Below are 22630 nucleotides of genomic sequence, written 5' to 3'. Positions count from 1 at the left end.
GTTTAAAACTCGACGCCCTGTTGCGCCTTGATGCCTTGTTCGCGGTAGGGGTGCTTGACCAGCTTCATTTCGGTGACCAGGTCCGCTGCCTCGATCAGAGCTTCGGGCGCGTGGCGGCCGGTGACCACCACGTGCAGGTCGGGCGAGCGCGCGGCGAACACCGCCAGCACTTCGTCGAGCGGCAGGTACTCGTACTTCAGCACCACGTTGAGCTCGTCGAGGATCACCATGTCGTACTCGCCGCTCTCGATCATGTGCCGCGCCTCGTCCCAACCCTTGCGGGCGGTGGCGATGTCGGCATCGCGGTTCTGGGTGTTCCAGGTATAGCCCTCGCCCATGGTGAGGAAGTCGCAGTTGTCGAAGCTGCCCAGCAAGTCGCGCTCGGCGGTGTGCAGCGCGCCCTTGATGAACTGCACCACGCCCAGACGCATGCCGTGGCCGACGATGCGCAGGCCCATGCCGAAGGCGGCGCTGCTCTTGCCCTTGCCGGTACCGGTGTTGACGATCAACAGCCCCTTTTCCTTGGTGGCGGCGGCCTTCTTCTTCTCGAAGCCGGCCTTGCGCCGCTCGGTCATGCGCTGGTGGGAAGTCGGGTCGGTTTTCATGCTGCAATTCCTCTTTTCATTCAATGCCTATCGCCTGCTTCAGTAGCAGAGCCGCCGGATGAAGTGGCCTCAGCGCCAGGTGGTGCCGGTCAGCTCGCATAACAGCTCCACGATGCGCGGCCGGCTCGGGTGGTAGCCGATGAACACCAGTTGCGCCTGTTTCGCCGGCGTCGCGTCCGGCTCGTGGCTGAGTTCGATGCGGCTGCGCACGCCTTGCACCAGGAGCCGGCCGGCGCCGTCTTGCGGCGGGGCGAAGCCCTTGATACGCAACAGCGGCTCGCTGCGGGCGATGGCGGCGACGGCTTCGCGCAGCGTCGCAGCGTCTTGCGCTTCCTTGCTGCGGATCATGAACGACTGCCAGCCCGGGTCCTGCTCGTGGAAGTGCTTGTGCGTCGTCAGCCCGTGGCTGTGCGCGCCGAGCCCGCTGTGGCTGTGGCCGTCGAGCAGGCCCTGGTTGGCGAGCGGGCGCATGGCGAGCCCCGGCATGGTCGCCACCGGGCCGTAGTGGCGGTGCGCGGTGTTGGCCGGTTCGTGCAGGTGCAGGCCCAAGGTTAAACGTGTATCGAGCTTGGCGTCGTAGGCGAGCTCGATGAAGCGGATCGACGGCGCCAGGGCGCGCACGCGGGTTTCCGCCGCCAGCAGCGCCTCGTCATCGAGCGCGTCGATCTTGTTGAGCACCACGATGTCGGCGTTGGCGAGCTGCATCTCGAATAGCTCGGCGACCGAGGCGTCCGCGGCCTGTTCGGTGTCCGAAGGTTGGCCGAAGCCGCCGTCCAGCAGCAGCGGGGTGTCGACCACCGCCAGCGTGGCGTCGAGCACGAAGTAGGGCGCCAACGCCTCGCCCTGCAAACGTTCCATGACGGCGGAAGGCAGGGCCAGGCCGGAGGTCTCGATCAACACGTGGTCAATCACGCTGCGGCGCTCCCACAGCGCCAGCATGGTGGGCAGGAAGTCCTCGTCGTCGTCGTAGGCGACTAGGCCGTGCGAGAGGTCGTGGATCTCCACCTCGCCGCCCTCGCCGCGCAGCAGGGCGCCGTCGATCGACACCTCGCCGAACTCGTTGACCAGGATGGCGAGGCGCCGCTGTTTGCTGTCACGAATCAGATTCGACAGCAGCGTGGTTTTGCCGGCGCCGAGAAAGCCGGTGACCACGGTAACGGGAATGCGGGGCGCGCTCATGCCGGCAGCTCCTGCAGGGCGGCGAGCACGGCGGCGAAGTCGGACGCCAACGCCGGGTAGTCGACACGGGGACGGTCAACCACGATCAGCGGAATATTCAGTGCAGCGGCAGCGTCCGCCTTGGCCCGGTAGCCGCCGGCGTCGCCCGAATCCTTGGTCACCACGCAGTCGATGCCCCAGTCGCGCCACAGCGCCTCGTTGGCAGCCTGCGAGAACGGGCCTTGCATGGCGACCAGGTGGGCGCGCGGGATGCCGGCGTCGATGGCGCGCTGCAGGTGCTGCGGGTCCGGCGCCAGACGCACGAACCATTGGCGCTCCACCGCGCCCTCTGCCTTGACGAAGCGCACCAGGTCCTTGCTGCCGGTGGCGAGGAAGATGCGCTGGCCGAGTTGCATCGCCAGCTGCGCGGCGTCGTCCATGGTGGCGGCGCGGTGTGCCGTCGTGTCATGGGCGATGGCAGCACCCGGGCGCTCGTAGCGCAGATAGGGCAGCGCCAGCTCGGCGGCGAGCGCGATCAGTTGCTGCGACATGTCGCTGGCGAACGGGTGCGTGGCATCGACGATGGCGCGGGCGCCGGTTTCGCGCAGCAGCTCGCGGCGGCGCTCAACGCCGAGGCGGCCGGCGACTGCGGTGAGGCCGGGGCAGTTCTGCGCCACCAGCTCGGCGCCGTAGTCGGTGGCGCTCGACACGACGACTTCTTGGCCGGTCGCGGCGATCTCGCGCGCCAGGGCGTTGCCGTCGCTGGTGCCGGAGAACACCCACACCGCGCCCTCGGGCAGCGCGTCGGCCTTCACCGTGTCCGGCGTGTCGTCCCAGTTGCCGTAGCCGCGCGGCGAGAAGATCCAGTTGCGCTTGCGCTTGGTGAAGCGGTTGCCGATGACGATCGAGGTCAGCATGTTGAAGCGGCGCGTGCGCAGCTCGGCCAGGGTCACCACCTCGACCGTCTGGCCCTCGCGATAGGCGTTGTGCACGATGCCGCACAGCGTCTCGGGGCGCTTGTGTTCCAGCATGATGTCGAGGATGCGGTAGACGCCTTCCTGACGCTGCTTGCTCTGCACGTTGTAGAACACCGCCGCGAGGTCGGCCTCGGCGATGTGGCGCGCACGCTTCTCGATCCACTCCCACGGGCACAGCAGGTCCGACAGGCTCAGCGTGGCGAAGTCGTGCGACAGCGGCGCGCCGAGCAGCGAGGCGCAGGCGTTGGCCGAAGTGATGCCGGGGATCAGCTGCACGTCGAAGCTGTCGGTTTCCAGCATGTCCTCGTAGGCCAGCGTCGCCATGGCGTAGATGCCGATGTCGCCGCTGGAAATCAGCGCCACGGTCTTGCCGGCGCGCGCCTGTTCCAGCGCCAGGCGGGCGCGCTCGCGCTCCTGCGTCAGCGGCAGGGTGCGGATGTCCTTGCCGGCGATCCACGGCTGAATCCAGGTGAGGTAGAGGTCGTAGGACACGATCACCTCGCTCGCTGCGAGGGCGTCTTTCACCATCGGCGGGATCAGCTCGGCGGTGCCGGGGCCGACGGAGACCAGATAGAGTTTGCCGTTCATTAATGCTTTCCGTATGTCTGTTCGGTCATGACGCCGTGGCGTCATGCGGGTAATTCGGTAGGACGGTCTTCGACCACCGCGACGGTGACGCCGTCCAGTGCAGTCTTGGGCACGATCAGCCGGCCGCGCGGGCTCGCGATCAGCGCGCAGGGTTCGCACACGCCGGCCACGCCGACGTTCTGCCGCACCCAGTCCGAAGGCTGATTGAGCCACGCGCGTGCGGCGACGTCGGGCTGAGCGATCACGCGCAGCGGCAGGCCGTGACGCTCGCAGAAAGCGAGCAGGCCGGCCTCGTTGGCCTTGAGATCGATGGTGGCGACTTCGCGCACTTCGGCCAAGGTGCGCCCGCCCAGCGCGGCCAGCACCGCGCGTTCGATCTCGTCCGCCGACTTGCCGCGCCGGCAGCCGATGCCGAGCGTCAGCGGCTTCAGCGCCTCGGTGGCGGTGGTGACGGCCGGAATCGCCCCGGTGAGCCGCGCCACCTCGTAGGCGAGCGCGTTGGCGCCACCCTCGTGGCCGGACAAGAGCGGGATGGCGAAGCGCGCCGCCTCGTCCAGCACCACCAGCGCCGGGTCGGTGTACTTGCTCGCGGGCAGGCCGTCGAGATAGCGCACCGCGATGCCGCTCGCCATCACCGCCACCCAGCGTCGGTGCTGGTGGAAGGCGCGGCGGAACTGTTCGCGTGAGCTGTCGTCGGGAGTCAGCCACGGCCGGTACAGCGTCGCGCCCAGCGCATCGGCCAACCTTTGGCCCAAGGGCAGCGCGTCCGCCCGCACCAGCCAGATGGCGGTCTCGCTCACACCGCGTCCTTCGCCTTGCGCTTGCTCGGGCGCGGCGTCTTGCGGTCGGTGCCGTCGCGGAAGATGTGCGTGAAGCCGGCCGCGTACAGGCTGGATTCGACCCCGCCTTCGCGCGACAGCGCGGCGCCGACCAGCAGCAAGGTGGTCAAGAGCCAGTCCTTCTGCTTCACCTCGGACATCAGCTTGGCGAGCGTGCTGCGGTGGATGGCCTGGTCCGGCCAGCTGGCGCGGCGCACCAGCGCCACCGGGGTATCGGCCGGGTAGTGCAGCAACAGGTCGGCGATGGTCTGCTTCAGGCGCTGGCCGGAGAGGAAGATGCACATCGTCGCCTGGTGTTCGGCGAAGCGCGCGATCGACTCCAGCTCCGGCACCGCCGAGGCGCGGCCGGAGACGCGGGTCAGGATGATCGACTGCGACACCGCCGGGCGCGTCAGCTCGCTGCCGAGTGCTGCGGCCGCGGCGGTGAACGAGGAAACGCCGGGCACGATTTCGTACTCGATGCCGAGCGCTTCCAGCCGGCGCATCTGCTCGGCGGTGGCGCCGTAGATTGCCGGGTCGCCGGAGTGCAGCCGCACCACGTCCTTGTCTTGGGCCAGGGCGCGGCGGTACAGCGCCTCTTGCTCGTCGAGCGAGAGTTCGGCGGTGTCGAAGATTTCGGCGTCGGCGCGGCAGTGCTGCAGCATCTCGGCCGGCACCAGGGAGCCGGCGTACAGCACCATGGACACGGCGCCCAACAGGCGGCTGCCGCGCAGCGTGATCAGGTCGGCGGCGCCGGGGCCGGCGCCGATGAAATAGACTTTCATGGGTGGCGTTTCTCGCGGGCGGTTTTGCGGATCAGCATGGTGGCGAGGTAGCCGCTCGCGTCCGCGGTCAGGGTGGAAACGTCGTCGCACAGCACTTCGCCGGGCAGGCCGATGCGGCGCGCGAAGGCGCAGTGGCGGGCGATGTCCATCTCGTTCAACAGACTCAGCACGTCCGGCAGTCGCGCGCCGATCTTCATCAGCACCACGATGTCGTGGCTCTCGATGTCGGCGCGCAGTTCGGCCATGTCGTCCGGGCAGGGCAGGATCAGAATCCGTTCCTTGCCTTCGCCCAGCGGCCAGGACAGCGCCGAGGCGGTGGCGGCGAAGCTGGTGACACCGGGGAAGGTGGTGTGCGTGAGCCCGGGCAGCTTGTCACGCAAGGCCGCCAGCAAATAGCCGTAGGTGGAGTAGGTCATCGAGTCGCCGATGGTGAGGTAGGCGACGTGGCGCCCGGCGGAGAGTTCTTCGGCCACTGCTTCCGCCAACTTGCCGTAGTGGCTGGAGAGCACGCTGCGGTCCGGGTCCATCTGGAACTCGATCTCGCGGAATTTCTCGTCAGGAATGCTGAGGCCTGCCAGGCACTGGCGTGCGACGGAAACCTCGCTGCCGCGTGCGCGTGGCAGATAGATCAGGTCGGCCTGCTTGAGGGCTTCCAGAGCCGCCACCGGGATCAGCCCGGCCGGGCCGGGGCCGACGCCGACGCCGGTGAAATGTCCGAGCGCGCTCATGCCGCTTCTCCCGATGCGTCACAGGCGGCTTCGCCGAGCGGCGTGCCGTCCATGCTGAACAGGCGCACCGCCACGCGCTCGACGCTGGGCACCTTGGGCGCCATCAGCGCGGCGACGCGGCGCTCGATTTCCATCCAGTAGCCGCGCGCGTCGGCGTGTTCTTTTACTAGTTGCACTACGTTTTCCACGGTATTGGCTTTCTCAATCTGAGCGACGAGGTTGGCCGAAAAGCCCATCTCGGCGGCCACGGCGGCGACCGAACCCATCGCCATGCCGCTCTTGCTGGAATGGGTGTCCCACACCCCGTCGAGCAGCTTGGCGATCTTGCCGGGGTGGCCCAGCACCCACAGCGTGCCAAGCCGCGCCTGTTGTTCTTCCAGCGTTTGCTGGGCGTAGTCGAGCGAGACGCCGACGAAGTTGGCGATCTGCACCACTTCCTTCTTTTCCAGATGCAGCGTGTCAGCGGCGTAGCCACGACCGATCTTGCCCGGGGTGAAGGCGATGGCGTCGGGGCCATGGCCCAGCGCCACGCGGATGTAGACCTCGATCGAGGCCATCCACGCCGCCAGCGACATCGGCTCGACGATGCCGCTGGTGCCGAGGATGGAGATGCCGCCGAGGATGCCGAGCATCGGGTTGAAGGTGCGCTTGGCGATCTTGTCGCCGTCGACGCAGCCGATGGCGAGGTCGAAGCCGGGGTTGGCCGCACCCGCCAGCACCTCGTCCACCGCCCACTGCATCATCTGGCGCGGTACCGGGTTGATCGCCGGCTCGCCGGGCGGGATGCGCAGCCCCGGCTGGGTGACGGTGCCGACGCCGGGCGCGGCGATGAAGCGCAGCGTGCCGGTGTTGTTCACCGACACCTCGGCGAAAATGGTTGCGCCATCGGTGTTGTCCGGGTCGTCGCCGCCGTACTTCAGCACCTCGGCGCGCACCGCGCCGCTCGTCAGCCGTTCCACCTTTTCCACCGGCACCACCAGGTAGTAGTCCGGGTCCGGCAGGCTCACCTCGACTTCGCGCACCGCCTCGCCGCGCAGCAACAGCGTCAGCGCCGCCTTCACCGCGGCGGTGGCGCAGCTGCCGGTGGTGCGGCCGCGGCGCAGGCCGTTGGGGGCGGGGGTGGCGAGGTCGTAGGGGCGGCGAGTGCTCATTGCTGTGCTTGCTGTTCCTGGTTCTGGCGCCCGACGTGCTCGATGGCCGAGATCATCAGCGCGTTGACCACGGTGGCCGCCCACGGCGAGCCACCACGCGTGCCGCGGTTGGTAATGCGCGGCACCTGCAGCAGGCGGGCCAGTTCTTCCTTGCACTCGCGCGTGCCGACGAAGCCCACCGGCAGGCCGACCACCAGTTGCGGGCGCCAGCCGTGCTCGCGCACCAGCCGCACCACTTCCATGATCGCGGTCGGCGCATCGCCGATGGCGACGATCACGTCGTTGCCGAACTTCTGCCAGGCGCGGCGGATGCCGGCGGCGGAGCGGGTGATGCCGTGGGTCTTGGCGAGCAGGTGAGTCTCTTCGTCGTGCACGCCGCACCAGGTCTCGACGCCGAGCTGATCGAGCACCGCGCGCTTGAGGCCGGTCTGCACCATGGTGACGTCGGTCACCACGCGGCGGCAGCGCAGCAGCGCGCGCAGGCCGATCTCGGTGGCGCCGGGCGAGAAAACCATGTCGTCCACGCTGCTGAAATCGCCGGAGGTGTGCACCAGGCGCTGCAGCACGGTGTGCAGTTCGGCCGGGATGGTCGACCAGTCGTAGCCGGCCTGGATGATGCGCATGCTCTCGGCTTCGATCGGGTGCGGCACGTAGGGCGGCCAGTTGTCGATCGGCGCTGGCACGGCGTCGGTACGGCCGAGCAGCCCGCGCACCAGACCGTGGTGGCCCTGCTGCGGCGTGCCGACCTGTTCTTCGAAGCCGACGATCTGCACGCGGTACTTGCACAGCGCGCAGTTCATCGTGGCGCGGCCCTCGACGCCTTCCTGGGCGCGCTCGAGGAACACGTCGGCCACGTGCGGGTGCACGCCGAGGTAATCGGCCTTGAGCACCTCCAGCTCGGGATGGCGCGTCGCCAGGTCGTCCGCGGCGGCGTAGATGCGCTTGACCAGCACGCCGTCGAACAGGAAATAGGGCAGCACCACGATGCGCTTGTAGCCCAGCAGGGCGGCGGCGCGCAGGCCGTCGGCCACCAGCGGCTTGGCGGTGCCGGAATAGCAGACGAAGGAGGTGCCGAAGCCCAGGCCTTCTTCCAGCATGCGCGTGAGCTTGGAAATCTCGGAGTTGGCGTCCGGGTCCGTGGTGCCGCGCCCGACCACGACGAGACAGGTGTCGGCGCGCGACACGGTCTGACCGGAGCGGCCTTCGGCCTCGACGATGCGCTCGCGGCACAGTTGCAGCAGCTTGGGGTGCAGGTCCATCGCCGCGCCGAAGTGGAACTCGGTGTCCGGATGGGCGCGCTGCAAGGCCAGCAGCTCGCTCGGCATGTCGTTCTTGGCGTGGGTGGCGGCGAGCAGCACGCCCGGCACCATCACCACCTTCTTGGCGCCAGCTTCGATCACCGAGGCTACGGCTTCATCGATGGTCGGCGTGGCGAATTCCAGGAAGCCATGCTCGACGGTGCGGCCGCCGGCGCGCTCGCGCAGCAGTTCGACCAGCGCCATGAACTCGTTGATCCCGTCCGGGTCGCGGCTGCCGTGGCCGGCCAGCACGATGGCGTAATCGTGGGTGCTCATTTGTGGCTCGGCTCGATCTGGCTGTCCATCGGGGCAAGGGTGCGGATCAGCATGATGCTCATGTCGGAGAAGCGCTGGTCGACACACTCGGCCAGGGTGCCGTGCCATTCGGCGTCGCCACGGGTGAGGTTTTCCCACACTTCCACCGGGTGCTCGGACGGAATGCCGTTTTCCAGCAGGTAGGCGGCGATGTGCCAAGGCATGAAGGAGCGCGCCTCGTCCCACGGGCAGGGGATGACGATGGCGTTGCGCTGGTCTTGCAGAGCGTGCACCAGGTGGCGCTTGAACGGGGTCAGGTCGCCGCGGCGGTGGAAGGTGATGAAGCTGGTCTCGTCGAAGCACACCTTGGCGCGCGAGGCCAGGATCTGTGCCGACGAAATGCCCGGGATGGTCTCGACCGGGTGGCCGCAGGCGCGCTCGACGCGCTCCAGGTACTGGAAGCCGCTGAAGTGGATGTCGCCCATGAACACCACCACGCATTTCTTGCCGGCGTGGTGGCGAAGGGCGACGATGTCGAGCTGCGCGACCTGGTCGCGGTAGCCCATCTGGATCACCTCGGCGGTGTCCGGGATCAGCGGGCGCACCACGTCGACCACGGCGTTGAAGCCGGCGACCACGTCGGCCTCGCGGATCAGTTGCGCCGAGCGTTGCGGCAGGTAGCCGATGTCGCCGGGTCCGGCGCCGATGCAGATAATCATGTCGGTGTTTCCTTGGTATTCCGTGGCGGGCGGGCCGGTCGGCGCCCCCGCCGTTGTGATTCGTCGTGGAGTTCAGCTTCCCAGCCGCTGCCGTATCGTCAACGTCAGGCTTTCCGCCGACAGCGTGTCGAGCGGCAGGTATTCGCCCTGCAATGCCGTGGCGAGTTCGCGCGCACGGCCCAGGCGCACGTAGCCTTCCTCGGTGTCGAGCACCAGCGCCGGCGTGCCCTGGGCGGCCAGGGCTTCGGCCAACCCCAGCGCCTCGCGCCACGGGTCCCGGCGCGTGTCGAGCGCGATGTTGGCGCGGCCGTCGGAGAGTACCACCAACAGCGGCGTCAGATTGTCCGCGCGGGCGTGCCGCGCCAGCGTCTCGGCGGTGAGCTGCAAGGCGTGCGCCAACGGCGTGCGTCCGCCGGTGGGCAGCTCGGACAGGGCGCGTTCGGCCTGGTCGATCTGGCGCGTCGGCGGCAGCACCAGCTCGGCGGCGTTGCCACGAAAGGCGATCACCGCCACCTGGTCGCGGCGCTGGTAGGCGTCTTGCAGCAGGCCCAGCACGCAGCCCTTGACCGCTTCCATGCGGCGCTTGGCCGCCATCGAGCCGGAGGCGTCGACCACCAGCAGGATCAGGTTGGCCTGCTTGCCGACGCGCACCTTGTCGTGCAGGTCGGCGCGGGTGACGCTGAAATCGCCGGGATTGCGCAGCAGCGCGCTCTTGAGGGTGGCGTCCAGCGCGAGCTGGCTCGGCGCCTCGCTCGGCACGGCGCGCAGGGTGTGGCCGTGGCGCGTGCCTTCGCTACTGCTGCGCCGTCCGCTGGCCTCGGAGGCGTGCAAGGCGGCTACCTCGATGCGGCCGACGCCGGCGGGGGTGCCGGCGGCGAACAGCTGCTCGGCGGCGCTGCCCGGCTGGGCGTTGTCGTCGGTGTCGTTGCTCGACGGTTCGGCATTGTCCGGTTCGGACTCGCCGCCGCGATTATCCGCGCTGTCCTGGCCCGAGGGCGGCTGCGATGCCGGCGGCGGGGGCGGCGGTTCGGACGCCTGCCGCGTCAGCTCGTCGAGCTTGTCGCGGTCCAGGCCGGATTGCTCGAACGGTTTCTTGCGGCGGCGGTGCGGCAGCACCAGCTCGGCGGCGTCGCGTACGTCTTCCGCCGTCACCTCGCGCCGGCCGTCGAGCGCGGCCAGCGCCCGCGCCGCCTTGTGCATCACGATGTCGGCGCGCAGGCTGGCCACCTCGAACTCGCAGCACAGCCGGCTGATGAAGTCGAACAGCGAATCGGGCATGACCACGTCGGCAAGCCCGGCCTGCGCGGCGTGCAGGGTCTGGCACAGCGCGGCGGTGTCGTCGGCCCAGCGCCGGGCGAAGCCCGCCGGATCGGCCTCGAACGCCAGGCGGCGGCGTACCACCTCGGCGCGGGTGGCGGCGTCGCGCGGCGCGCTCACGTCCACCATCATGCCGAAGCGGTCGAGTAACTGCGGACGCAGCTCGCCTTCCTCCTGGTTCATCGTGCCCAACAGCGTGATGCGCGCCGGGTGGCTCACCGACAGTCCTTCGCGCTGCACGGTGTTGACGCCCATGGCGGCGACGTCGAGCAGCACGTCGACCAGGTGGTCGGCGAGCAGGTTGATTTCGTCGATGTAGAGCAGGCCGCGATGCGCCGCCGCCAGCAGGCCCGGCTTGAACGCCTGCTGGCCGTGCTTGAGCGCCTTTTCGAAGTCCAGGCTGCCCAGCACGCGGTCTTCGGTGGCGCCCAGCGGCAGGTTGATGAAGGGCACCGGGGCGGCTTCGGCCAACGTGTCCGGGTCCTGGCAGGTTGGGCACTCGGCCAGCGGCGCGTCCGGGGCGCAGTTGAAGCCGCAGCCGTCGGTGCGCGCGATCGGCGGCAGCACCTCGGCCAAGCCGCGCGCGGCGGTGCTCTTGGCGGTGCCCTTGTCGCCGCGGATCAGCACGCCGCCCATGCTGGGGTCGACCGCGCACAGCAACAGCGCACGCTTGAGCTGCTCCTGGCCGACGATGGCGACGAAGGGGTAGTGGTGTTTCATCGTTTCGGGTTCTCCCCGCGTTCTTCCAGCATCGCCTCGCTTTGCAGGTGCAGGTCGCGCAGCGCGGCGAGCGTGTCCGGGTTCGGTTCTTCCCACAGCCGGCGCTGGGCCGCTTCCAAGAGGCGCTCGGTGATGGCGTTGAGCGCCCACGGGTTGCTCTCGGCGAAGAAGTCCTGCATTTGCTGATCCAGCGCGTAGGTTTCGGCCAACTGCTCGTACACCCAATCGTCCACCACGTGCGCGGTGGCGTCGTAGCCGAACAGGTAGTCGACCGTGGCAGCCAGCTCCAGCCCGCCTTTATAACCGTGTTTCTGGATGCTGGCGATCCATTTCGGGTTGGCCACGCGCGAGCGGAACACGCGCAGCACCTCCTCCTTCAGGCCGCGCACCGCCGGGTTGTCCGGGTTGTGGCTGTCGCCGAAGTAGTGGCGCGGCTGGCGGCCGGTGAGGCTGCGGATGGTGGCGATCATGCCGCCGTGGTACTGCAGGTAGTCGTCGCTGTCGAAGATGTCGTGCTCGCGGTTGTCCTGGTTGTGCAGGGCCACCTCGACGCCGGACAGGCGGTGGCGGAAATCGGCGCGCGCGTCGGTGCCGTTGTCGCGCTGGCCGTAGGCATAGCCGCCCCAGTTGATGTAGGCGGTGGCGAAATCGGCGTCGGTTTCCCAGTTCTGCTCGTTGATGAGCGGCAGGATGCCGGCGCCGTAGGTGCCGGGCTTGGAGCCGAACACGCGGTAGAGCGCGCGCTGGCTCGCGGTGTCGGACGGCAGCCCCTGAAACAGATCGTGGCTCAGGTCGGCGAGGTAGTGCTTGCGCACGAAGTTCTGCTCGGGCGGTTCATCCAGTCGCGCCACGGTGTGCACCGCCTCGTCGACGAGGTGGATCAGGTGCGGGAAGGCGTCGCGGAAGAAGCCGCTGATGCGCACGGTGACGTCGATGCGCGGGCGGCCCAGTTCGGCCAGCGGAATCACCTCGATGCCGGTGATGCGGCGGCTCTCGGCCTGCCAGCGTGGACGCACGCCCAAGAGCGCCAGGATTTCGGCGATGTCGTCGCCGTGGGTGCGCATGGCGCTGGTGCCCCACACGCTGATGCTGACCGTCTCCGGCAGGTGGCCGGTTTCCTTGCGGTGGCGCGCCAGCACTTCGTTCGCCAGCTCGGTGCCGATGCGCCAGGCGGCTTGCGAGGGCAGGCTGCGCGGATCGACCGAGTAGAAATTGCGGCCGGTGGGCAGCACGTGCGCCATGCCGCGCGTCGGCGCGCCGCTGGGGCCCGCCGGCACGTAGCCGCCGGCGAGGCCGTGCAGCAGATTGGCGATCTCTTCCGTGGTGCGTGCCAGGTTGGGCACCAGCTCGCGGCAGACGAAGGCGAGGGTGGTCTTGATCGCGCCGGTGTCGGCGCTGCCGGGCAGCGCTTCGGCCAACGTTGCGTCGATCACGCTCGCGTCGAAGCCGTGTTCGGCCAACGTGGCCACCAGGCGGCGGCCCAGCGCATTGACCGCGTCGAGTGCGTCGGCACGCGTCACCAGCGGCGTGCCGGCCAGCGCCTGCAGCCGCGGCGGGACATTTTCCAGCCGCTTGCCCTTGTCGTCCTGCAGCCCATTCCAGTTCATGCTCAGCGCCGCGGCGACGCTCGCCGGCAGGCTGGGGATGGCCAGGTTGGGCAGGCGCACCAGCGCGCACACCATGTCCACCAGCGCCTCGCCCTGCGGCACCTTGCCGAGGATGTGCAGGCCGTCGCGAATCTGCGCCGCGCCCAGTTCGCACAAGTAGCCGTCGATGTCCTCGATCAGGTGGGCGACGTCCACGCCTTCCATCTTGGCCAGGGTCAGCGGCACGCCGTCCTCGTTCAGCGTGGCGTCCCACTCGTGGTGGTGGTCATGGTCGTGATGATCGTGATCATGATGGCCATGGTGATGATGGTCATGGTCATGGCCATGACCGTGGTGGTGATCGTGCCCGTGACTATGTGGCTTGGCGGTCGTCGGGCGGTACTGGCCGCCGACGCTCGCCGTCGCGCCGGTCTGCTTCAGGGCGGGCTTGGCCGGCTGCACCCGGTACTTGCTGGCCGGTGTCGCTGCCGCGTGCGGGTGAGCATGCTCATGATGGTCATGATCATGATGACCGTGCTCGTGACCGTGATGCTGGTGATCATGATGTTCGTGGTCATGTCCATGATCGTGGTCGTGGCCCAGCATCGCCGCCAGATCGCTATCGAGCTTGGCTTCCTTGATCAGGTCCCAGATCTGCTGCTGCAGCAACGGCAGCTTGGCCGGGTCCAGCATCTCCACCTGGTAGTACTCGTCCACCAGTTGCGTCAGTTGCGCCAAGGGCCCATAGGTGTCGGCGGTGGTCATCGGTGGCGTGAGGTGGTCGATGATCACCGAGTGGGCGCGGCGCTTGGCCTGCGAGCCTTCGCCCGGGTCGTTCAGGATGAACGGGTAGAACATCGGCAGGTCGCCGAGCAGCGCGTCCGGGAAGCAGTGTTCCGACACCCCCACGCCCTTGCCCGGCAGCCATTCCAGCGTGCCGTGCTTGCCGACGTGGACGATGGCGTCGGCTTTCCAGTCGTCGCGCAGCCAGCAATACAGCGCGTAATAGTGGTGGGTCGGTGGCAGGTCCGGAGTGTGGTAGATCGCGTCCGGGTCCATGCCGTAGCCGCGCGGCGGTTGCAGCGCGACGAAGGCGTTGCCGAACTCCAGCCCGGCGAACACCAGTTTGCCCTCGTGCACGTAGGCGCTGCCGGGCGCCTCGCCCCAGCGTTCCAGCATCTTCTGCTGCAGCAGGTCGGGCAACTGACCGAACCACTCGGCGTAGCGCGCTGCCGGCACGCTGGCGATGGCTTTGCTTAATTGATCCGCCGTCAGGTAGTCCTCATCGTAGGCGCCGCGGTCGATCAGCTCGTGGATCAGCGCGTCGCTCGATTCCGGCAGACCGGGCAGATGGTAGCCCTGCTCGCGCATGGCGTGCAGCAGGGTGAACAGCGAGGCCGGCGAATCGAGGCCGACGGCGTTGCCGATCTGCGAGGCCTTGCTGTTGGAATTGGTGAAAATGAAGGCGATGCGCTTCTGTTCAGCCGGAATGCGGCGCAGCGCTACCTGGCGCGCGGCGATGCCGGCGACGCGGCGGACCCGGTCGGCGAGCGGTGCGTAGTGGGTTTCGTCCTCGTCGTGCTTGAACGACATCGGCACGCTGACGATGCGGCCGTCGAACTCGGGCAGCGCCACGTTCATCGCGGTGTCGAGCGGGTTGAGCCCACGCTCGGAGGCTTCCCACTGCTGCTGCGTCATGCTGCTGGTGATGGCCTGGATCACCGGAATGTCGAGCCGCTCGAACGCCGCCACCGACCAGCCTGCGGCGGTCGGGCCGTCGGCATTCACATCGCCCATGGCAAACGATGTCGTGTTGATCAGCGCGTCGATGCGGCCAATGTCACTGAAAAACTGCAGCGCCGCCGGCATGCCGGTCTCGTCGAGCGTGCGCAGCGAGGCGGTATAGACCGGCAGGGCGTTGAGCCGGCGTTCGGCCAACATGTCGACCAGCATATCGATGAAGCGGGTGTTGCCGCTCATCCAGTGCGCGCGGTAGAAGGTGATGCCGACCGTCGGCCAGTCCGGGTGGCGGATCGCCGCCCAGTCGTCCAGCGTGGCGAGCCCCGACAGCTCCGGGTGGTAGATGCCGTGCTCGGGCAGCGGGGTGGGGGGCTGGTAGCCAAAGCCGCTCATCAGGAGGCGGTCGGACAGGCAGCGCAGCAACTGCGCCATGTTGCCGCTGCCGCCTGCCTGCAGGTAGGCGGTGACCTCGTGCTGCAGCGCCGGCGGCACCGACGACAGGGCGGCGAGTTCGGGGTCCGGCTCGCCGGTGCCGCTCACCACGATCAGTGCACGCTCGCGGGCTTTCGCGTCCTTCAGCAGTTCTTCGAAGCCGGGGATGGTCTGGGCGCGGCCCAGCACCCGCACCACCAGGATGCGGGTATCGGCAATGGTGCCCGCCAGTAGCGCGGCCATGCGCTCGGCGCTGTCGACGGTTTGCAGGTTGACACCGGCCACCGGCACGAAGCCCTCGGGCAGCTCGGTCTCGGCGCGGTGCAGCGCGGTGAGGTCGGTGCCGGCGTGGGTCAGCAGCACGATGCCGCCGCGGTTGGGGGCGCTCATGGCTGCTCTCCTTGTTCGATGTCGCCGATGCCCAGGCGGTGGAACACCAGTTCCTCGACCGGGCAGCCGCCCGCCAGGTGCTCGTGCACGATGCGCTGGACCGCCGCCGCGTCGACTTTGCGGTACCACACGCCGTCCGGATACACGGCGACGATCGGGCCTTCCTTGCACACCGCGAAGCAATGGGTGCGGGTACGTTTGACGCGCAAGCCCTCGCAGGCGTCGATGGTCTGGCCCAGCGCCTTGAACATGGCCTCGGCCTCGACGCCGTTCTCGGTGCAGCGCGGACCGGTGCACATCAGCACGTGTTTGTAATGGGTTCTCATAGACTGTCCTGTGCCTTGCCGTAGCGCACTTCGTAGCCGCGCCACCGGTAGATGCCGGCCGAAACGGCCCAGCTGGCGATGAAGATGCCGATCACCAGGTAGCCGAAATGGGCCAGGCTCTCGTTCAGCAGGGCGACGCCGTCCCAGAACGCGCCGGTCAGTTGCAGCTGGCTGGCCAGGAGGCCCAGCGCCTCGATGCCGCCGATGCCGAAGGCGACCAGCACCGAGATCGTGGTGATGGTGAGGTTGTACCAGAGCTTGCGCAGCGGATTGACGAAGGCCCAGCCGTAAGCGCCCACCATCAGCATGCTGTCCAGGGTGTCCACCAGCGCCATGCCGGCGGTGAACAGCACCGGGAACACCATGACGTTCCACAGCGACGTCCCCGCCGAGGCATGGGAGGCGGAAACGGAAAACAGGCCGATCTCAGTGGCGGTGTCGAAGCCCAGGCCGAACAGAAAGCCGATCGGGAACATGTGCCAGCTCTTCGTCACCAGCCGGAACAGCGGCCGGAACAGCCGGGCGAGCAGGCCCTGTCCCGACAGCAGCAGGTTCATCTCTTCGGCGCTGACGTCCTCGCCGCGCTTCACGCGCTGGAAGTTGCGCCAGACGCCCTTGAGGATCATCAGGTTGGTGAGGGCGATGGCCAGCAGGAAGAAGGCCGAAACGCTGGTCGAGACGAGGCCGCCGAGGGTCTTGAAGGCGGCGAAGCGGCTTTGCAAGGCTTCCGTGGTGGTGACGATGATGGCGACCGCCAGCACGATCAGCGCGGAATGGCCGATCGAAAAGAAAAACCCCGCCGCGTAGGGCTGTTTGCCTTCCTGCATCAGCTTGCGCACCACGTTGTCGATGGCGGCGATATGGTCGGGGTCCACCGCGTGGCGCAGGCCGAACAGGTAGGCCAGGAGCGCGGTGCCGAGCAGCGCCGGCTGTGCCGAGAACGCGGAAAACGCCCACGCCCAGGCGAGCAGGTTGGCGATGAAGAGGAACGCCAGTATGCCGACGAGGCGGCTACGGCCGCCTGGCCGGCTGGGATGATGCGACGTCATGTTGTTGATTGCCCTCGAGCTGGTTACGTCGCCACAGGCGAGGGCACGAACTGCCCAAGGCGGTTCCTGCATTCCCCCGGTGCACCCCGCCCGGCTTCTGCCTGTGTCGACATCGGTGACGGCCGGTCTCCTGGCTCGCGCTTCACCGCCTGACGCCGCCTTCCCGGATCACTCCAGTGGCATCGTGGCGCCGGCTCGTCGCTTACAGTTGCGGGGGCAGCCGTGGTATCGCACCACGTTCCCGTCACCGTCACTTAGGGGCAGGATGATACGTGAGGGCGGCGGGCTTGTGAACAAACGCGGCGATGCCGTCCGGCTGTGCCGCGCGATGAGGGGCGCTCGTGTCAGCGGGAAGTCGTATGCGTTTCCTGCAGGCGTACCGCGGCAATCGCCCCGGAAAGGAATGTCAGCCCGGCCACCAGCCAGATCGCGCTGGCCATGCCGAACAGGTCGGCCACCACCCCGGACAACAGGGCGCCGATGGCGTAGCCGAGGTCGCGCCACAGGCGGTACACCCCCACCGCCGAGGCCCGCCAGCCCGGATGTGCCACGTCGCCGATGGCCGCCAGCAGGGTCGGGTAGACCATCGCCGTGCCGACGCCCAGCAGCACCGCGCCGGCGAGAAAGCCGGAGAAGCGCAGGCTGCCGGCGGTGACGACGATGCCGGCCGCCTGCAGCCACATGCCGGCCACGATCAGCCCCTTGCGGCCGATGCGGTCGGACATGGCCCCGGTCACGAGCTGGCAGCCGCCCCACACCGCCGGGTAGACGGCGGCCAGCCAGCCAATCTGCGTCAGGCTCATGCCGGCGGCGGCGAAGGCGAGCGGAAACAGGCCCCAGGCCATGCCGTCGTTGAGATTGTTGACCAAACCCGCCTGGCAGATGGACGACAGGTTGCGGTCCTGCCAGCTGGTGCGCCAGAAGATCGTCGCGGGCGAGGGCTGGCCGGGGTGGGCGTCCGGCTGCTGCAGCGCTTCGTGCCGTGCGTGGGCGTGTGTCTCGCGCACCGCCAGCAGCGACAGCAGCAAACCGGCCAGCACGAAGGCCACGCCAAGGTAGAACGGCTGCGGCCGCAATCCGTAGCGGGCGGCAAGCCAGCCGGTGGCGAGCGCCGCCGCGCCGACCGCGACATAACCGGCGAACTCGTTGATACCCATCGCCAGCCCCCGGTTGAGCGGGCCGGCCAGGTCGATCTTCATGATGACCGTGATGGACCAGGTCAGGCCCTGGCTCACACCCAGCAGCACGTTGGCCAGCAGCACCCAGTTCCAGGACGGCGCCCACATCAGCAGGAACGGTACCGGCGTGGCGATCAGCCAGCCGGTGACGAGGATGGTCTTGCGGCCGTACACGTCGGCATAACGGCCGGCGACGTAATTGGTCAGCGCCTTGGAGACGCCGAACACCACGATGAAGGCGAGGATGGCGGTGTGCGCCGCTAGATGGAACTCCCGCTCGGCGATGGCGGGGAGGATCGAGCGCTCCATGCCGACCATGGCGCCGACGAAGGCGTTGACCAGCACCAGCAGGCTGAACTGGGCCAGGTTCGCCCGCAGGCCGAGCCGGATGGCGCGGCGCGGGTCGTTAGCGTTGCGTGTTGTGTTCAAGGTTGGTGCATGCCTCCTCTTGAGGTATACACCAACCCTCCAGCGCGGCCTCCAGCCGCGACCAGGCGGCCTCGCTCGCCGGCAGGCCGAAGCGGACGCTGCCGGTGTCGGCAAAGAGGCGGATCAGGATGCCGCGGCGGGCCAGGAAGTCGTGCAGCGCGGCGGCGGCGGGGTGCGCCAGCCACTGGAACAGCGCGCTGCCGCCATCGGGGGCGAGGCCGTGCGCGGCCAGCAGCCTGGCGAGCCGCGCGCTGTCGGCGGCCAGCCGCTCGCGCGTGCGCGCCTGCCAGGCGGTGTCCTGCAAGGCCAGACGCACCGCCACGCGCGCCGGCCCGCTCAGTGTCCACGGTCCGAGTTCTTCCTGCAGCCGGGCGAGCAGCTCGTGCCCGGCGAACACGAAGCCGGCTCGAGCGCCGGCCAGGCCGAAGAACTTGCCGATCGAGCGCAGCACGATCAGCCCCGGCACGCCGATGCGCGGCAGCACGCTGTGCTCCGGCGTGCAATCCATGAAGGCCTCGTCCACCACCAGCCAGCCGCCACGCACCGCCAGCCGTGCGTGCCAGGCGTCCAACTGTTCCGGCGTGGCGGACCAGCCGGTCGGGTTGTTGGGGTTGCAGACCAAGAGCACGTCGAGGGTGTCGAGCGCCGCGTCGATGCGCTCCGGCGTCAGGCGCACCACCTCGTGGCCGTGCCGTGCCCAGGCGTGCGGGTGTTCGGCGTAGGTGGCGGCCAGCAGGCCGACCCGGCCGGGCGGGCGCAGCCGCGGCAGCGTCTGGATCGCCGGTTGCGAGCCGGCTACCGGCAACAGGGAGTCACAGCCGTAATACCCGGCGGCGGCGGCCTCCAGCCCGTCTGCCGTTTCCGGCAGGCGCTGCCAGGCCGATGCCGGAATCGCCGGCACCGGCCAGCCGTGCGGGTTGAGCCCGGTGGAGAGGTCGAGCCAGTCTTCCACCGGCATGTTGAAACGGCGCGCCGCCGCCAGGATGCCGCCGCCGTGGTCAAGCATTGAGGCCTCCCGTCACCAGCGCCAGCAGCAGGCCAATGCCGACCCACAGCCACAGACCGCGCTGCACCAGGCGCACGGCGCGGCGGATGTCGCCGCAGTCCGGGGCGCGTTCCAGCCCCAATGCCGGACGCGCCTTGAGCTGGCCGTGGTAGCTGGCCGCACCGCCCAGCGCCACGCCCAGCGCGCCAGCGCCAGCCGCCATCACCGGGCCGGCGTTGGGGCTGTACCAGGTCGGCGCCTGCGCGCGCCAGCACGCCCAGCCGGCGCGGCGGTCGCCCAGCGCGATATAGGTCAGCGCGGTGAGCCGCGCCGGAATGAAGTTCAGCACGTCGTCGAAGCGTGCCGCGGCCCAGCCGAAATGCAGGTAGCGCTCGTTCTTGTAGCCCCACATCGCGTCCAGCGTATTGGCGAGCCGGTACAGCACCGCGCCCGGTGCGCCTAAGAGCAGGAACCAGAACAGCGCGGCGAAGATGGCGTCGCTGCCGTTTTCCAGCACCGATTCGATGGTGGCGCGCGCCACGTCCTGCTCGGAAAGCTGCGAGGTGTCGCGGCTCACGATCATGCCGACGCGCTGGCGCGCCAGCGGCAGGTCATGCCGCTCCAGCGCCTCGATCACCGCCTCGGCGTGCTGGGTCAGGCTCTTGGCGCCGATGGCGAGGTAGAGCAGTACCACGCTGTAGAACACGCCGATGAAGGGCAGCCAGGCCAGCAGCGCCGCCAGCAGCGTAAAGGGGATCAAGAGCAGGGCGATGCCGATCGCGCCGCGTAAGCGCATGCGCTGCTCGGTTTCCTGCTCCGGGGCGGCCGGGTAGAGCCGGCGTTCCAGCCAGCGCACCAGCTTGCCGAAGCCGACCAGGGGATGCCAGCGCGGCGGCTCGCCGAAGAGTTTGTCGAGGAGAACAGCCAGCAGCAGAAAAACGGGGGAAGTCACGAAGTGCGCCTATATAATTCCGGTTTTGCCGGTCGATGACGTTGCGCTGAAGCAGGCCGCGCATCGATCACCATCAATACGAAAGGCGTCATTCTAGGATGATCGTCAGGAAAAAGCGCGCCCGGAGTCAAACCATGCCAGCCAAAACCATCATGATCCAGGGTACAACCTCGGACGCCGGCAAGAGCACGTTGGCCACCGGGCTGTGCCGCCTGTTGGCGCGTCGCGGCATCCGTACCGCCCCGTTCAAGCCGCAGAACATGGCGCTCAACAGCGCCGTGACCGTCGACGGCGGCGAGATCGGCCGCTCGCAGGCGGTGCAGGCGCAGGCCTGCGGCGTCGAGCCGCACACCGACATGAATCCGATCCTGCTCAAGCCCAACAGCAACGTCGGCTCCCAGGTCATCGTGCAGGGCAAGGCCATCGGCAATATGGAAGCTTCGGTTTATCACCGCTACAAGCCCGAGGCGATGAAGGCGGTGCTGCAATCGCACCAAAGGTTGGCCGAACACTACGACTGCATCGTGGTGGAAGGAGCGGGCAGCCCGGCCGAGATCAACCTGCGCGAGGGCGACATCGCCAATATGGGTTTTGCCGAGGCGGTGGACTGCCCGGTGATTCTGGTGGCCGACATCGACCGCGGCGGTGTGTTCGCGCACCTGGTCGGCACGCTGGCGCTGTTGTCAGAATCGGAACAGCGCCGCGTGGTCGGCTTCGTCATCAACCGCTTCCGCGGCGACCTCGCGCTGCTGCAGCCGGGGCTCGACTGGCTCGAACAGTACACCGGCAAGCCGGTGCTGGGCGTGCTGCCGTATCTCATGGGGCTGCACATCGAGGCCGAGGACAGCCTCACGCGGCAGAACGCGCCGGGCGGCGCGCGCAGCACCGAGCGCCTGCGCGTGGTGGCGCCGGTGCTCCCGCGCCTGAGCAACCACACCGATTTCGACCCGCTGCGCCTGCACCCGCAGGTCGAATTGACCCTGGTCGGGGCGGGGCAGGCGATTCCGCCGGCCGACCTGATCGTGCTGCCCGGCAGCAAGAACACCCGCAACGATCTGGCCTGGCTGCGCGCTAACGGCTGGGAGCCGGCGATCCGCCGCCATCTGCGTCTGGGCGGCAAGCTGATCGGCATCTGCGGCGGCTTCCAGATGCTGGGGCGCGAGCTGCACGACCCGCTCGGGCTGGAGAGCGAGGCCGGCAGCACGCCGGGGCTCAATCTTTTCGACATGGCAACCACCCTCACCGAGCACAAGCGCCTGGAGCGGGTGGAAGGGCGGCTCACGGTGGCGGATGCCGCGGTGAGCGGCTACGAAATCCACATGGGGGTGTCGAGCGGCCCGGCGCTGGCCCGCCCGGCGGTGAGCTTGGCCGGCGGCGGCGAAGGTGCCGTGTCGGACGACGGCCAGATCCTCGGCACCTATCTGCACGGCCTGTTCGACCACGCCGAGGCCTGCCGTGCACTGCTCGCCTGGGCCGGGCTGCAAGAACCGCTGCCGCTCGACTACCGCGCCCTGCGCGAGCAGCACATCGACCGCCTGGCCGATTCGCTGGAACAGCACCTTCGGCTCGAGCGTCTGGCCGGGCTGCTGCCGCTGTCGCGCTGATCCGCCGCTGAACATGCTTCTTCGGCCAACGTTGGCCGAAGCCGGCAGGCATGGAAAAGCCCGGGGATGCCCCGGGCTGGGTGTTTGCTCGGTCAGCGAGCCATTTCCGACATGTCTCTGTCGGGTTCTTTACGTTCCAGTTTCAGGTAGGCATCTGCCGCCACAATACCGAATACCAGGTGGGCGATCAGCGTCGTCCAGCTGCGGGCTTCCGCGAACCACGGGAAGAACTGGGTCATGCCGTAGAAATTGACCACGTAGATCACGAAACCGAACACCACCCCTACCGCCGAGGCCATGCCCCAGCTCGAGTCGAAGTGGAACGGTGCCATGATCAGACCCAGGATCAATCCCATGCCGATAGCCAGCGCAAAGTGCACGATCAGGGCAACCACCGTGATGCCGATATTGAACATCGCCGGCGACCCCAGTGCCGAATTGCCCATGACGATGGCGGCGATCATGTGAGTAGGAGCCCATGGGCTGCCACCCGCCATAACCATGGCCAGCATGTCCAGCAGCAGGAAAACCACACCTGCCAGAACCCCAGCCAGCGACGCCGCCCGCCAGTCGGGCAGCCGATGTGTCAGCTGATGCGAATGCATGTGAAGATCCATAGCAAACTCCTTTCAGCACTCAATCGAACGGGGCGCACTCTGCGCCTCTTGTTAGACCGGCGTGACCGGTGAAAGTGCGTAGTGCAACAACTGTTAAGGAAAAATAATTCCTTTGTTTTCAGTGGATTGGAATTGTAACGCACGTCACTATATGCGGATGGAACGGGAACCACCCCGACTGGAAAAATCTCTAACCTAGTGGCGGTTTTTCCCGCCATGGAAG

At 68.3% G+C, this 22630-nt stretch carries 18 protein-coding genes and 1 riboswitch; of the genes, 1 reads left to right on the top strand and 17 read right to left on the bottom strand.

Features of this window, described 5'->3' with window-relative positions; translation table 11 throughout:
* Positions 1-2 precede the first annotated feature (2 nt).
* The 16 genes from cobO to cbiB form a co-directional block, all read right to left on the bottom strand.
* Positions 3-605, bottom strand: a complete 603-nt coding sequence (gene cobO, locus AC3WG5_RS03200; protein ID WP_492567758.1) for a cob(I)yrinic acid a,c-diamide adenosyltransferase — start codon at positions 603-605, stop codon at positions 3-5.
* Positions 606-674: 69 nt separating this feature from the next.
* On the bottom strand, positions 675-1784 hold the full coding sequence (locus tag AC3WG5_RS03195; protein ID WP_492567757.1) for a CobW family GTP-binding protein: 1110 nt from the start codon (positions 1782-1784) through the stop codon (positions 675-677).
* Positions 1781-3328, bottom strand: a complete 1548-nt coding sequence (gene cobJ, locus AC3WG5_RS03190; protein WP_492567756.1) for a precorrin-3B C(17)-methyltransferase — start codon at positions 3326-3328, stop codon at positions 1781-1783. The genes AC3WG5_RS03195 and cobJ overlap by 4 nt, the downstream gene beginning before the upstream one ends.
* Before the next feature lie 41 nt (positions 3329-3369).
* Positions 3370-4128: a cobalamin biosynthesis protein gene (locus AC3WG5_RS03185; RefSeq protein ID WP_492567755.1), complete on the bottom strand. Its 759-nt coding sequence runs from the start codon at positions 4126-4128 to the stop codon at positions 3370-3372.
* Positions 4125-4931: a precorrin-4 C(11)-methyltransferase gene (gene cobM, locus AC3WG5_RS03180; protein WP_492567754.1), complete on the bottom strand. Its 807-nt coding sequence runs from the start codon at positions 4929-4931 to the stop codon at positions 4125-4127. Before cobM ends, AC3WG5_RS03185 begins: the two co-directional genes overlap by 4 nt.
* A complete protein-coding gene (gene cobI / locus AC3WG5_RS03175) occupies positions 4928-5659 on the bottom strand; it encodes a precorrin-2 C(20)-methyltransferase (protein ID WP_492567753.1) in 732 nt (243 codons plus the stop codon). Before cobI ends, cobM begins: the two co-directional genes overlap by 4 nt.
* On the bottom strand, positions 5656-6810 hold the full coding sequence (cbiD, locus tag AC3WG5_RS03170; protein WP_492567752.1) for a cobalt-precorrin-5B (C(1))-methyltransferase CbiD: 1155 nt from the start codon (positions 6808-6810) through the stop codon (positions 5656-5658). Before cbiD ends, cobI begins: the two co-directional genes overlap by 4 nt.
* Positions 6807-8384, bottom strand: a complete 1578-nt coding sequence (locus tag AC3WG5_RS03165; protein ID WP_492567751.1) for a precorrin-8X methylmutase — start codon at positions 8382-8384, stop codon at positions 6807-6809. Before AC3WG5_RS03165 ends, cbiD begins: the two co-directional genes overlap by 4 nt.
* Positions 8381-9142 (bottom strand): cobalt-precorrin-7 (C(5))-methyltransferase, encoded by a 762-nt coding sequence (locus AC3WG5_RS03160; RefSeq protein ID WP_492567814.1) that lies wholly within the window; start codon positions 9140-9142, stop codon positions 8381-8383. Before AC3WG5_RS03160 ends, AC3WG5_RS03165 begins: the two co-directional genes overlap by 4 nt.
* 12 nt (positions 9143-9154) lie before the next feature.
* Positions 9155-11119, bottom strand: coding sequence for a putative cobaltochelatase (locus AC3WG5_RS03155; RefSeq protein ID WP_492567750.1), 1965 nt, complete (start codon positions 11117-11119; stop codon positions 9155-9157).
* Positions 11116-15267, bottom strand: coding sequence for a cobaltochelatase subunit CobN (locus AC3WG5_RS03150; protein WP_492567749.1), 4152 nt, complete (start codon positions 15265-15267; stop codon positions 11116-11118). Before AC3WG5_RS03150 ends, AC3WG5_RS03155 begins: the two co-directional genes overlap by 4 nt.
* Positions 15264-15593: a (2Fe-2S) ferredoxin domain-containing protein gene (locus AC3WG5_RS03145; protein ID WP_008954039.1), complete on the bottom strand. Its 330-nt coding sequence runs from the start codon at positions 15591-15593 to the stop codon at positions 15264-15266. Before AC3WG5_RS03145 ends, AC3WG5_RS03150 begins: the two co-directional genes overlap by 4 nt.
* Positions 15590-16642 carry a HoxN/HupN/NixA family nickel/cobalt transporter gene (locus tag AC3WG5_RS03140; RefSeq protein ID WP_492567748.1) on the bottom strand — a complete coding sequence of 351 codons (1053 nt, stop codon included), beginning with the start codon at positions 16640-16642 and terminating at the stop codon, positions 15590-15592. Before AC3WG5_RS03140 ends, AC3WG5_RS03145 begins: the two co-directional genes overlap by 4 nt.
* A gap of 103 nt (positions 16643-16745) precedes the next feature.
* Positions 16746-16909: riboswitch (cobalamin riboswitch) on the bottom strand.
* 77 nt (positions 16910-16986) lie between these two features.
* Positions 16987-18249, bottom strand: a complete 1263-nt coding sequence (locus AC3WG5_RS03135; protein ID WP_492567747.1) for an MFS transporter — start codon at positions 18247-18249, stop codon at positions 16987-16989.
* On the bottom strand, positions 18227-19255 hold the full coding sequence (gene cobD, locus AC3WG5_RS03130) for a threonine-phosphate decarboxylase CobD (RefSeq protein WP_492567746.1): 1029 nt from the start codon (positions 19253-19255) through the stop codon (positions 18227-18229). Before cobD ends, AC3WG5_RS03135 begins: the two co-directional genes overlap by 23 nt.
* Complete coding sequence (gene cbiB / locus AC3WG5_RS03125) at positions 19248-20186, bottom strand: adenosylcobinamide-phosphate synthase CbiB (RefSeq protein WP_492567745.1); 939 nt, start codon at positions 20184-20186, stop codon at positions 19248-19250. The genes cobD and cbiB overlap by 8 nt, the downstream gene beginning before the upstream one ends.
* 134 nt (positions 20187-20320) lie before the next feature.
* Between cbiB and AC3WG5_RS03120 the strand changes: the two genes are divergently transcribed.
* Positions 20321-21790 (top strand): cobyric acid synthase, encoded by a 1470-nt coding sequence (locus tag AC3WG5_RS03120; protein ID WP_482582157.1) that lies wholly within the window; start codon positions 20321-20323, stop codon positions 21788-21790.
* A gap of 92 nt (positions 21791-21882) precedes the next feature.
* Here AC3WG5_RS03120 and AC3WG5_RS03115 read toward each other — a convergent pair whose 3' ends face one another.
* Positions 21883-22407, bottom strand: a complete 525-nt coding sequence (locus AC3WG5_RS03115) for a hypothetical protein (protein WP_294863829.1) — start codon at positions 22405-22407, stop codon at positions 21883-21885.
* Between the last annotated feature and the right edge of the window lie 223 nt (positions 22408-22630).

This window comes from Pseudogulbenkiania sp. FW507-F1, assembly GCF_058781125.1.
The sequence above is the reverse complement of the archived record's forward strand: the minus strand, read 5'-3'. Positions and strand labels throughout refer to the sequence as shown.

What these genes read in the sequence shown, in the direction of transcription:
- AC3WG5_RS03150 (WP_492567749.1), bottom strand. Translation starts at nt 15,267, where the DNA reads ATGAGCGCCCCCAACCGCGGCGGCATCGTGCTGCTGACCCACGCCGGC.
- cobO (WP_492567758.1), bottom strand. Translation starts at nt 605, where the DNA reads ATGAAAACCGACCCGACTTCCCACCAGCGCATGACCGAGCGGCGCAAG.
- AC3WG5_RS03120 (WP_482582157.1), top strand. Translation starts at nt 20,321, where the DNA reads ATGCCAGCCAAAACCATCATGATCCAGGGTACAACCTCGGACGCCGGC.
- AC3WG5_RS03165 (WP_492567751.1), bottom strand. Translation starts at nt 8,384, where the DNA reads ATGAGCACCCACGATTACGCCATCGTGCTGGCCGGCCACGGCAGCCGC.
- AC3WG5_RS03155 (WP_492567750.1), bottom strand. Translation starts at nt 11,119, where the DNA reads ATGAAACACCACTACCCCTTCGTCGCCATCGTCGGCCAGGAGCAGCTC.
- AC3WG5_RS03145 (WP_008954039.1), bottom strand. Translation starts at nt 15,593, where the DNA reads ATGAGAACCCATTACAAACACGTGCTGATGTGCACCGGTCCGCGCTGC.
- cobJ (WP_492567756.1), bottom strand. Translation starts at nt 3,328, where the DNA reads ATGAACGGCAAACTCTATCTGGTCTCCGTCGGCCCCGGCACCGCCGAG.
- AC3WG5_RS03140 (WP_492567748.1), bottom strand. Translation starts at nt 16,642, where the DNA reads ATGACGTCGCATCATCCCAGCCGGCCAGGCGGCCGTAGCCGCCTCGTC.
- AC3WG5_RS03195 (WP_492567757.1), bottom strand. Translation starts at nt 1,784, where the DNA reads ATGAGCGCGCCCCGCATTCCCGTTACCGTGGTCACCGGCTTTCTCGGC.
- cobI (WP_492567753.1), bottom strand. Translation starts at nt 5,659, where the DNA reads ATGAGCGCGCTCGGACATTTCACCGGCGTCGGCGTCGGCCCCGGCCCG.
- cobD (WP_492567746.1), bottom strand. Translation starts at nt 19,255, where the DNA reads ATGCTTGACCACGGCGGCGGCATCCTGGCGGCGGCGCGCCGTTTCAAC.
- cbiD (WP_492567752.1), bottom strand. Translation starts at nt 6,810, where the DNA reads ATGAGCACTCGCCGCCCCTACGACCTCGCCACCCCCGCCCCCAACGGC.
- AC3WG5_RS03115 (WP_294863829.1), bottom strand. Translation starts at nt 22,407, where the DNA reads ATGGATCTTCACATGCATTCGCATCAGCTGACACATCGGCTGCCCGAC.
- cobM (WP_492567754.1), bottom strand. Translation starts at nt 4,931, where the DNA reads ATGAAAGTCTATTTCATCGGCGCCGGCCCCGGCGCCGCCGACCTGATC.